At 39.4% G+C, this 12,472-nt stretch carries 3 protein-coding genes; 1 reads left to right on the forward strand and 2 read right to left on the reverse strand.

The window, feature by feature from the left end; genetic code table 11:
- Positions 1-8,714: DUF11 domain-containing protein (locus BMY50_RS26135; protein ID WP_162276676.1), on the reverse strand; the 8,714-nt coding region annotated here is incomplete at its 3' end.
- A gap of 665 nt (positions 8,715-9,379) precedes the next feature.
- Here BMY50_RS26135 and BMY50_RS26140 point away from each other — a divergent pair.
- A complete protein-coding gene (locus tag BMY50_RS26140; protein ID WP_093332250.1) occupies positions 9,380-11,935 on the forward strand; it encodes a hypothetical protein in 2,556 nt (851 codons plus the stop codon).
- Here BMY50_RS26140 and ruvA read toward each other — a convergent pair.
- The gene (gene ruvA, locus BMY50_RS26145; RefSeq protein ID WP_093332254.1) at positions 11,887-12,471 is read right to left on the reverse strand and encodes a Holliday junction branch migration protein RuvA; all 585 of its coding nucleotides are present in this window, start codon (positions 12,469-12,471) and stop codon (positions 11,887-11,889) included. The two genes, BMY50_RS26140 and ruvA, sit on opposite strands and share 49 nt — an antisense overlap.
- Position 12,472: the final 1 nt, after the last annotated feature.

A 12,472-nucleotide genomic window follows, 5' to 3' on the forward strand; every position in this document is an offset into this window, starting at 1 on the left:
GTTACCTCGTTCTCATCCACTCCGTTTGCTACCGCATTATCTTTTGTTACTGCTAGGTTGCTCTTCGAGAAATCTATTTCTTGATTACCTACAGTCAGTGTAGCTTCTGCAGAAATCACATCACAACCTGCAGCAGAAGATACAACTACACGATAAGTATATATAGTTCCGGCAGAATCCGAAGGAACAGTAACGCTAAAGGTACTATCAACTTCACCTTGAAGGGTAGTCCAAGTAGTTCCCACTAATTGTTCCCACTGATAGCTCAAGTCAGTACCGGTTGCTTCGACATTAAAGGAAGCACTAAGACCAGGTGCTAAAGTTAAGCTAGTAGGTTGCAAAACTATTTCAGGTTTTGCGCTAATTGTGACAGCGATTGGAACCCTGTCTCCAACATCACACCCTTGACGAACAGCCTGTACATAGAAGGTATATTCACCCGGAGCTAGATCGGCTGGTAATGTAAATGATAATCCATCCGTTGTCTCCAATTCATTACCACCAATTACAGCATCAAAGATTTTATATATTGTACAACTATCAACTTGGTTCAACACAATTGGCTCATCCGGACACAATACCAGATCACCATCAGGATTAACCACAGGGCTAATGGTCGGTTTTAAATTAACATCATATACATTGGTGCTATTTCCAAGTACACTTGCCACGCTACCATAAGTTATTGATACACGATCAAAAGGCTCATTTGTTGGCGCCACAATAATCGCAGCACGTTGACTACTACCTAATAGTTTAAGATTTAGTAAACCACTTTGCTCATCTAGTGGTTCACCTACCGGTGTATTACCCAGGTAACGTTGAATTTTGTATCCTTTTAAAAGTTCTACCTGTAATATTGGATCATTAGGAACCTCGGTAACGATTCTGATCGAATCGTTTAGTTGGCTTTGTGATTTGAAGGCTACTGTTAAGAACGCTTCATTTAATACTGCCACTTCCCTTGAAATCGTAGCATAAGAAGTAGTATCATTATCAACGGCATTCCATGGACTTGTGACAGATGAAGTAGCACTTAATGCTCCCAAACCAATATCCCTTACACCATGTAATACATCGATCACATTTGGCTTCACGTTTGGCGCAACAGGAGCGCAATCATTTGTTGCACTGTTCCTAGTAACATAAGCACCATAGACACGGGTGTTTTGCGCAAGACTCAATACCGCCGCCTGTATCACACGTACGCCTCTATAATTTTTAGGCCCGGTATTATCAGCCGGCACAAATGTAAATTCTGCAACATTATCCCCTACCAGAAGGTCAAGCAATCCACCTTGAACATTTTGAGGTGCGCCAATTTCATTGCCAGCAGAATCTAAACCTACTACAGAAACACCTGTTAACACCCCTACAGCACTCAATTCTTTGCCAAGTTTGACAGTTACAGGTGTACCGGCCTCCGCCTGCTGAGCAAATACTAGGTTTTGACGTACACTACCAATTCCAGCCACACCCACTAATGTTCTTAATGTAGAATTCGTTTGTGGATTGCCATCTACCGCATTACCAGGATTCTCAACATCGCCCGTAAGTACTGCACTCCAAGTTTGCGTATTAGCGTATACACGCTCTACTAATGGAGGACAAGCATTTTCATCATAAACGGTAATAACAACCGTAGTAGAAGCAGAGCAATCACCATTGCTTGCAATGGCTGTATAAGTATATACACCCGGAATAGTAAATGTAGGTGTTAAATTTGTTGTTATATTCCCTTCATTATCATACCAAGTCACGGTCAATCCTGCTGGGTCTGTTGTAACACCAGGGATTTGGACCGCTTCACCCACTTTAGCAGAAATTGCGGGATCGCCATTTAATGTAATTGTAGGCGCTGGATTTACTGTTATAGCAGCTCCATCCGAAGGTAAGCTTACGCAAGTGCTTGTAGGATCAGTAACAATTACGGTATAAGTACCGGCTTCCGTCACCGTCAGTGTTTGTTGCGTAGCTCCCTGAATTTCCGCACCATCTTTGAACCATTGATTGCCAATGCTTGCACTTGAAGTTAAAATTACTTCTGATCCTTCACATATAGCATTTGCTCCATCCACCTGAATAGTTGGCTGTACTGGACGAGGAGTCACATCAACAGTAACTGCTGCCGAGAAATCGCTTTCACAACCACCAGCATTAACCGCTACCACTGTATACTGACCGGCCACGCTCACATCTAGTGTTTGCGAGGTCTCTCCTTGGATTTCAACACTATTGTTAAACCATTTATAAGAATCAGCATCTCCGCTAGCTGTTAAAGTAATAAACTCACCTTCGCAGATAGGATTTGCTCCCGTTATAGCAATAGTAGGTATCTCTGGTGTAGGAGACACTGTTACGCTAGTTTGCGCCGGTGGATTGTTAAAGCAATACCCTTCACCTTCTACAACGACGTAATAAGTTGTAGTTACCGTTGGATTAATCGTGATAGAGAGACCTGTTAATGGTGTTCCTGTCAATGCTTCATTATCATACCATTTTACCGCATTGCCTGTTGGAGGTGTAGTAGTCAATCCTGAGAAGGTCGCCGTCAAGGTTACCTCAGCTCCCGCACAAATAGGATCTGCACCGCCACTTAACGTAATGTTTGTGGCATTAATTGGCGTACAATCTGTAGGCATGCTATGCGTAGCTGTCTCTGATTTATCAGCAGTATCATCCTCATTCCTATAGATAGCCGTTACACTATTATCTATAGCAGTCACTACCGCAGGATCAATCGTATTTACTTCAACTGTAAACGTATATGTTTGTGTCTCACCAACACCTAATGCTGGTATGGTAAGTTCTAAATTATTTCCATTTGGCGTAAAATCACCCGCATTCTCGAGTGTTGTATTCGCTGGAACGGTATCAAGTAATTGAACGTTTGTTAGTGCCTTATTGCCGGTGTTGGTAACCGTAATCGTATAGGTTATTATATTACCTGAAACCGCTTGTCCATTATTGGCTCCATTACTTTCACCGGTTAACGCCAGGTCAAGATCATGTAGAGGTGTTACATCCAAAGACGTACCTGTGGTACCAGTTGTATCAGGCTCAGAAGGATTTGCGTTATCCGTAGGAGGGTAACTTTCGATAGGTGTTGTTACCGAGTCGGCCGCTACAGTCGCTACATTTCGAATAATCGAAATGTTTGTCAAATCTTCTTTTACCTTCACCGTAAATATCTGTGGAACAGAAGTTTGACCAGCCTCTAAGCTGGCTATTGTGAAAGATACCGTATTATTAGCAAAGGTGCCACCTGACACATATTCTACACCCTCCGGCAATTGATCTGTAATAACCACATTATTAAGATCTTGATTGCCCGTATTCCTTGTATATATACTATATTCAACAGTTTCCCCTCCGCGTACGGCGGTACTATCTGCACTGCCATTTACTTTATAGGCTTTCCATGATAATAATCCAGTTGCTGGTTCAACATCAATAACAGTTCCTGTTTCGCCTGTTTCATTTGGTTCTGTTGGATTTGTATTATCTACAGGAGGGAAACTTTCAATAGGTGTGGTTACTTCATCACTTACTATAGTAGCTACATTTCTTATTTCAGTAATACCAGTCAAGTTGTCTTTCACTTTTACCGTGAATACCTGTGCTGCTGATGTTTCACCAACAGCTAGTGCCGGAATTTGGAAAGAAATAACACCACCTGTCTCGGTACCGCCCGAAACATAATCAGTTCCTGCAGGTAAAGCATCTGAAATAACGACATTAGTAAGTGCTTGGTTACCTGTATTACGCACATAAATAGCATATTCAACATCCTCTCCCCCATTTACAGAAGTAATAGAGGCATCGCCATTTACTGTATATGCTTTCCATGATACCAACGATTTCAGTTGTTCCACTGGTATGTCTGTACCTGTATTACCGGTCGTATCAGGTTCTGTAGGATTCGTATTATCCGTTGGAGGATACGTTTCACTACCAGGATCGTTGATGTCTGTTTTAACTAAAGCGACGTTACGCACCGCAGTTACTCCAGTTAAATCAGCGTTGACTGTTACCTTGAACGCAACTGTTGCAGTAGCACCGGCGGCAACATTCACACTATCAAAGGTTACAATATTATTATCCAATGTTCCACCTGAACCATCTACATAAGTAGTATGTGCCGGAATAGTATCGGCAACAACTAACCCGCTTAAATCAAGTGTTCCTGTATTCTTTATATGAATAGTATATTCTATTTCTTCACCGCCTTTTACAGAAGTGATGGATTTATCATTATTCACGGTGTAGCTCTTCCATCCGACATAGCCAGAAACTGCATCACAATCTTGCTGGATATAATATAAACGTACATTTGGCACTACCGTAACTCCCACTAACGACCTTAATCGAATGGCAATTTCATCTACGGCAACGTCAGGGGATATCTTAATTTCAGGAGCTGCTCCATTATTGAACAATTGCAATAAATTAACATTTCCAACAACGGCATTTTGTAATGTATCGGCATACACCTCTTGACCATTTTTATAACCAACTACATCAATTCTACCGAATACACCCGCGTCCAGTGTTCCGGTACCTACAGCCATTTTAATTTTGAAAACACTGTTTGCTGCAACTTCCTTATTGAATTGAACGTTCTGTTGTACGGCACCAGCAACATTGATAGTACCTAAACTGAGTTCAGAGTAATCGCCATTATTGTTATTATCTAATATTCTATCTGCATTTTGAACACCATAGCTACCAATACCTGTTAAACCAACTGTTAGACCCGAACCGTCAAAGGACGTTGTAAAGGCTTCCGCGCAACCGTCAAAATTGGTTTCATAACACATTCCGTATACATTGATACTGTTATGTTGTCCTAATAACAAAGCATCCGTATGGTCTTCAATACGTACGCTGCTATAATCCACATTAGGCTTAATGGCTATATAAAATCTTCCGGCCTTATCTTGAACAATACGAATTTGGTTGTTTGGATTAAGACCTGTAGTAGATCCGGTAAACGAATCTTCACTTGACCCAGTAACCACTTCATTTCCAGCAGCATCTTTCACAATGACATTAAAATAATGGTTACCTAAAACAACATTACCAATTATATCTGTCAATAATTTACCAACACTACCTCCCAACAAGGACGCTAATAGACCTTCATCTCCCGCGTCAATTCGGACGAAGGATGTAGTGCCTGCCGGCACAACAGCACCATAACCAAATTCTACATGTCCAGAATATTTAGTCAATCCGGCATCCGAATGGATCGTTGCATAACTGTTATGATTACCATCAAATAAATTTGGTAAATCATCTACGTGTTCGGAATTCACTAAGTTATCTGCACATACAGGATCTCTATATGGCGGTGCTAAGAAATCAGGATCAGGACAGGCGTCTGAAATACGACTTACTCCATAAAATCTTATTGGCGCGCTGGTATTAATGCTCGCTACTGATTGCAGACCAAATTGTACACGATCATATACAACTCCCGGTGCAATTGTTAGTTGCTGAATGCCGCCAGAGTTCAATAATCCTAATAGATCTAAATTATTAATAAGAGCGCTTTGAAGTGATTCATTGTATACTTCTTCGCTACCATTAAATAATTTCACGCGATAGGAACCTGCTAAATCAAGATTCAGTATACCCGGTTGATCCAATTGAACACGTAGTCTCAATGAATCGGTTGCCGACGATTTTGTTTTGAAATAAATGTTTTGGTAAACAGTCGCTCCTACTCCTACAATTCCTAAATTGATAGTGGAATAATTGGATGAATTCTCATCAATCGTATATTGAGGATTGAATACGCCCCCTTTGCTAATATCCAATAAATCCAGTGAAAGACCGTCACCATCAAATGAAGTGAAAGTGGCTTGCTCACATGGATCAAACACTGTTTCCCTACACATACTATACACATTCATGGTAGCGGTATTATTTCCACCAATTAAAGCAGCTAACCCATGGGTTATACGCACAGACTGATATGGAACGTCTGCCGTTACGGCAATATAAAAGCGTCCATTAGCGTCTTTTACCACTTTGACCGCCTGTCCATCAAAACCATCTACACTAGAAGCATTGAAAATTTCGGCTCCAGCAGCATCTTTTAGTGCTACTTCAAAATAATGGTTACCCAATACCAATCCACCTGCTAAATCTGCAAGCGCTCCCCCAAGGCTTCCGCCCAATAAGGAATTAAGCATGTCATCCTCAAAATCTATACGGATATAGGAGGTTTCTTTTGCAGGAATAGCATTTGGATAAGCTAGTTCGATGTGACTACTAAATGATCCTAAACCAAGAGCAGTACCAGTACCCGCATATAAGGTGGCATAAGTATCATTTTTATCATCAATGGTATTCAGTGGGAAATTGGTATTTTCAAAGCTAGTAACGGTAGTTCCACAATCCTTTTGATTAAAAGGAGGTGTCGTTACCGGTGGATCTTGTAATTCAGGATCCGGACAAGCGGCACTAAAGCGCTCGATACTAAATACCTGTAATGGATTATTGATCACATTGGCGCTGAGCAGTGATTCTATACCTATTGCTACTCGATCAAAGGCTCTACCCGGACCAAACGGCAATGACAACACTTCTCCTCCCTGCAATAAATCTAATAAATCTAAATCGGAAACAAGGCCGTCTCGTAAGCGTTGCGAGAAGACTTCTTGATCGCCATTAAATGCTTTCACGACAATACTTCCCAATACTTCGGCGGAAATAACTGATCCACCATCCATTTTCAGTTTTACACGGAAGTGATCCGTTAAAGCAGACAATGTATGAAAATCAACATATTGATAAACACTGGCGGCTACACCTGCTGCCCCGATGCTGATAGATGAAGCAGTATTCGCGTCACCATCTATAGCATGTTGAGCATTCGTCACACCTGCATTTCCTGCTCCTAATAAATCTAAAGAAATTCCGTTAGAAGCCGTATAGGTATCAAATGCTTGTTCACAAGGTTCTGACCCTGTAGATACGCAAGCATGATACACATTCATATTACGCACTTCGCCTAGCCCTAGTAATGCACCTAGGCTCTCTGTTATACGTATACTATTGTAATCAGCATTAGGGGTTATTGCTATATAATAACGTCCTAGTTTATCCTGAACAACCTTAACCCGTCCGTCTGTATTATAAAAACCGGTGTTACTTGAACCGCTTAAAACAGAAGTACCATCATTTTTAGCATCCACTGTGAAATAATGGCTTCCAAATAAAACATTATTAACAACTCCTCCCAATAATTGCCCAACACTTCCATCTAACAAACCTCCTAAGACTTCGTTATCAAAATCAATACGAATATAACTTGTTGTTCCTGCTGTTTTTGGTTGGTTAAAGCCTAATTCTATATGGCCATTATAGGAACCAATTCCCACTGCTGTGCCAGAGCTAGCCTCCAAGGTAGTATAGGTATCATTATTACCATCAACAGCATTGTATGGAAAATTGGCATACTCGGAAGAGATCACGCTAGTAGCACAGTCCTTTTGACTGAGCATATGATCTGTTGGATTAGGAGGGATTATAGGATTTGGATCAGCACAATTTAATACCGGGCTATTTGCTCCACCATAACGTTCGACACTGTAAACTCTTAATGGCGAGCTAGCTAAGCTCAACCCAACCGACGTGTTTACGCCAATGGCCACTCGATCAAAAGGTACCCCTGGCCCTATTGGAAGTGTTACTGTTTCTCCATTCCGCAATAAACCTAATAAGTCAAGACCATTAATTAGGCCTCCTTGTAATTTTTTAGAATAAACGACTTGATCGCCGTTATACGCGCGAATCTCAAAGCTACCTATCAGGTTAAGATCAAGTAAACTTCCGCCACCTATTGCAAACTTCACTTTGAAATAATCCTGCGGGGCAGATAATCCATTAAAATAGAAAGTCTGAAAAACAGAACCTGCTACCTGCAACGTTCCCGTACTGATAGTGGAATAATTATTCGGATCACTATCTACCGCAAATTGGGGATTTTGAACGACATCTGTTAACGCAACACTGATTCCTGTACTTTTACCGACATCTGTATAAGTAGCTAAGCCACAAGAGGTCCCTGACAAGGTAAATCCATTATGCACGCGCATTGAAAGCGTTGAAGCAACATTTACTTCTGGCGGAAATGTCAACCTAATTCTTACACCATTATAAGGCACGGTATTTTGTGGAGCCGCTACCGCTAAATACAGCTCTCCATTATTATCTCTTATAAACGATGTTTCTATAGTAGCCCCTGTAATCTCTGTTCCCGCGTCACCTGCTGCAGTACCATTCGAAGCATTTTGATATAACCCAGCAATAATAATATCATTAGGTGTCCCAAGTAGTTGTCCTAAATTAAGGCCTAAACCTGATTCTGTTAGTTCGGAAACTTTTATGAACGAAATAGCATTTCCTGTTTGTGCGGTAGGATACTTTAGTTGCAACCATGCGTCCCCCCCCGCCAAAAGAACGGTCCTTTGCGAGGTCATGGTTGCATAAGTGTCGTCTGGTAACGCCGCATTAGCAGGATCCGTCACACCGCCTCCTGCAAACAATCCGATTTGTACACGTCCTGAATTAGGTGTCCAAGTAGCATAAGTTTTATTTTGCCCATACCCTATCCCGGCCATACCAAATACGGCAAAGAACACTGCTAAAACAGTAAACACAAAATGGGAAAAAGATTTTCTGAACGTAAAAGTTGTTTCCATACAACAGCTTGTTAAGTAATATTCAACATCAAACTGAATAATCACCAATTCACAGCCGTGCATCTCTACGACAAGACAGAGAATGGGCAAAACATTGCCCTAGATTTCATTAAAAACTGTTCTTCTAGTAGATTAAATGCAATAACAATAAATTAGTTTACTATTCGTTTATATTATTAGATCAAGTGAAATGTGGCTATGCACAATTCCTCTTCATCATTTAATTCTTCTGGATAAATGTCATACAAATGTATTTCACCGATATGAAGAATCAGCTGTTCACAATGTTCATTCGCGCAGCGACCGTTCAGTCCGTTCAGGTTATAAAAATTTCGTTCACTTTGTTCAGTTTTTAACAAACTTGACCCGTTTATACACAATTTTTCACACTTATTCCTATTGTTCAGTTTTATAATTTCTTAATATTGCACAGTTATTTAAAAATCAAATAACGTCCAGGAACATCATAAATCACTTATTTTAAATCAATTAAAAAAACAATACCGTCTTTTTAATTAACATTAATGCGCGTTGCTAGCGCCAGCTTTTTTAAATGAAGTGAAATAAACTTTCACTTCCCTTAAACTATGAACTGTTGCCAACGTTAGTTTTAACTTCTATATTTATCTCATGTATTTATACTGTAATTAACCAAATTTCCAAGCATGAAGATATTTTTACAGCCTCATATCCAAGAACTAAAAGATAAAGTACTCGAAATTGCACGTATAGAAAATATCATTTCGGCGGATTGCTATAAGCTTTCCGTAGAAATTTCTGCGAAAACACACAAGACTATTAGTCAGACTACTATCAAACGTGTTTATGGCTTCGCCCATGCACGCTACGCCCCTTCAACCTTTACACTTAACGCGCTGTCTCAATATTGTGGCTACGAAGGCTGGTCGGATTTCATCCAACAAATGGAAGCTAAACAGGAGAAGGCTAAAGAGCACGTCGCCTGGAACGAAATTGCACAGGCTGCACATAATATCACACGGTTCACTATACAAACGAATAAACATAAAAGTGGATTGTCTTATTTATATACTATTGAAAGACAATCTATCAACGATCATATAGATCGTTTTCTAAAAACGGGATCTACCGGTTGTATTATCAGTGCCCCATCTGGTATGGGAAAAACTATAGGTATCACCCATTGGGTAGACAAGCAGATGACTGCAAATCATTCGGCAAATAACAACCATATTATCCTTCACGTAAACAGCTCTTCCCTGTTCTTTGCTGCAGGTTTCGGCTTTCATAGCAATAAATGGCTCACCCATTTATTGAACTTTCCTCAACAGCAGCATTTTGAAGATTTCATAGAAGAATATAGAAAAAGTGCCCCAGGGAATTTTTATCTCATCATTGACGACTTTAATAATAATTTAATTAATAATCGCTTATTTGACATCGTCTTCAGGCAGCTTATTGACATGGTAGCTTATCTATCCAATTATCCATGGATGAAAGTTATTATTACATTACGACCTTCTACCTGGCAGAAATACGGTCATCTAATAGAAAATCATCTGGAAACCAATAAGCTTTGGTATACTAATTTTTCAGGTGCCAGAAGAGTCAATGCCATCAATCTGAATCCTTTTAGTAATCAGGAGATACAGCAGTTGGTTGATAAAATAAATGATGCATCGAGAGAAGAAGTTGTCTATACTCGAAAGTACTTCCCCGTAATCGCCACTCCTTTGCATTTTCAATATTATTATCAGCTTAAAGGGAATGCCATCCGTACAGATCAGTTAAATCCTGCGGACGAATATGCTATTGCTTCCGTATACCTAAATAAAAACATATTAAAGGGGGCTCTTGCCGCTGAAAAGCAGGTCATGTTGACGCAGTTTGCAAAGCTGTTACATTTTTCGGAAGAGGAAGCATTTGTGAACAAAAAAGATGCTTATGATATTATAAAGGAAAATCATAGCATTTATAGCGAATTACTGCATGCAGGCATTGTATATGAATACCAACGAGAACAGGGAACCCGAGCGGCATACCAGATCAAATTCAAGTCGCTAGTATTGGCAGCCTATTATATCGCGCAGGAAGCTATCGAAGAAAATAGTGGAGATATCGATGAAGCATTGATGGTCTGGATGCAAAAAAGTGACTATCCTGATCATGTAAAATTAGCCATCTTAAAGTGGTTAATCCTATTTTCGTTAGAAATAGGTGATCTGAGTATCTTCAATGAAATAGAGAAAATAGATTTTATTGAACCTCATCAGGCATCCCTTATTTTATTTACCTGCAGTAATCTTGATTATGTTATTCATGCAGATCCGTCTATTGCAGCTCCTCTTAATGATGCATTTGCCGCTTCTGCATTTATCGACATTGCCTTGGATCATGTATTATTGGAAATTGAATATCACCTTGCTTTAAAAAAACTACAATATTATAAGCTTTCCTATAGACAGCAAATTTTATTGCATACCTCACTCGCTTTCTTTGAGTTATTATATTTACAGGACGATGAAGCGTCTAAACATATAGAAATACTACAATCCATTCCGCGAGAGCATTTTGCAGAATTCTCATTGAATCCTTTAGTAATCATTGAAAGCATTCATCATTATTATAGACATAACTCGTTAAAAGGTGATACGCTACAAGAAATTAAACTGTTTTGTACATACCCTGAGCGTAATACTAATTTAACGCATAAACAACTTATTTATGTACTTGCTTATATTGCTTTAAATTTAGAAGGAAATCCGGAGATGTCCATCACCTATTTAAATGCTGTTAATGATTATGTACTAAACTTAAACCAAAACATCACGGCAGATTTTAAAGCATGCCTTCATTTTGCATTAGCTGATCGCTATGCCCATGCAAAGAAGATAGAGCAAGCCAAACAAGAGCAGCAATTAGCCGTAAAAATTAATAGTACTCATACATTAAACCGCATCCAAGCAGGACTTTTAGATATGGAAATGCTTCGCCATGAAAATCAAGACTTTCTTACACATGCACGACAATTAATCTTAATTACCAAACAATATAATCTCAAATACTACGAAGCATTTGTTCGTGTATATTTAATAAAGACTTTGAATCCAGACGACTATCAACACCTCATCGAGGAACATCGAATGGCTGTTTCTTCTTTGTTTGGTAATTCAGGATATAAGTTAGAAAGTTTTTATAATCTTTTTAAAGCAACTTTTATTAGTTCTTCGACAGTTAACTGAGTAGTATTTGCCTTAACCGTTTCGGCAAGTACTTTATCTGCTTGTGTTTTGTTAAATCCTAGCATTACTAATGCCGTTAACGCCTCTTCATAAGCAGATTGATGATGCGGAATGTTAATAAGTGTATCTGGACCTTCCTTTTTAAGTTTATCCTGCAATTCAAGGATTATACGCTGAGCAGATTTTGGTCCAATACCCTTTATTCGCTGTATCTGTTTTACATCACCTTGTACAATCGCTGCTTGAATTTCGACAGGGGTAATAGATGACAAAATCATTCGCCCTGTATTAGCACCTATACCCGAAACAGACAAAAGATGGTTAAACAAACGCCTTTCTCCTTCATCTGCAAAACCATATAATGTGTGCGAATCTTCTTTTACCTGAAAACTAATAAACAACTTGCACAACTCCTTGTCTTTAATATTTCCAAAGGTGTGTAAGGAAATATTGATATGGTAACCGATACCATTTACATCAAGTACTACATATGTTGGACATTTGAAGGCTAGTTTTCCATTTAAATATTCGTACATC

Origin of the sequence: Olivibacter domesticus (genome assembly GCF_900109575.1) — a bacterium.
GTDB lineage: Bacteria > Bacteroidota > Bacteroidia > Sphingobacteriales > Sphingobacteriaceae > Olivibacter > Olivibacter domesticus.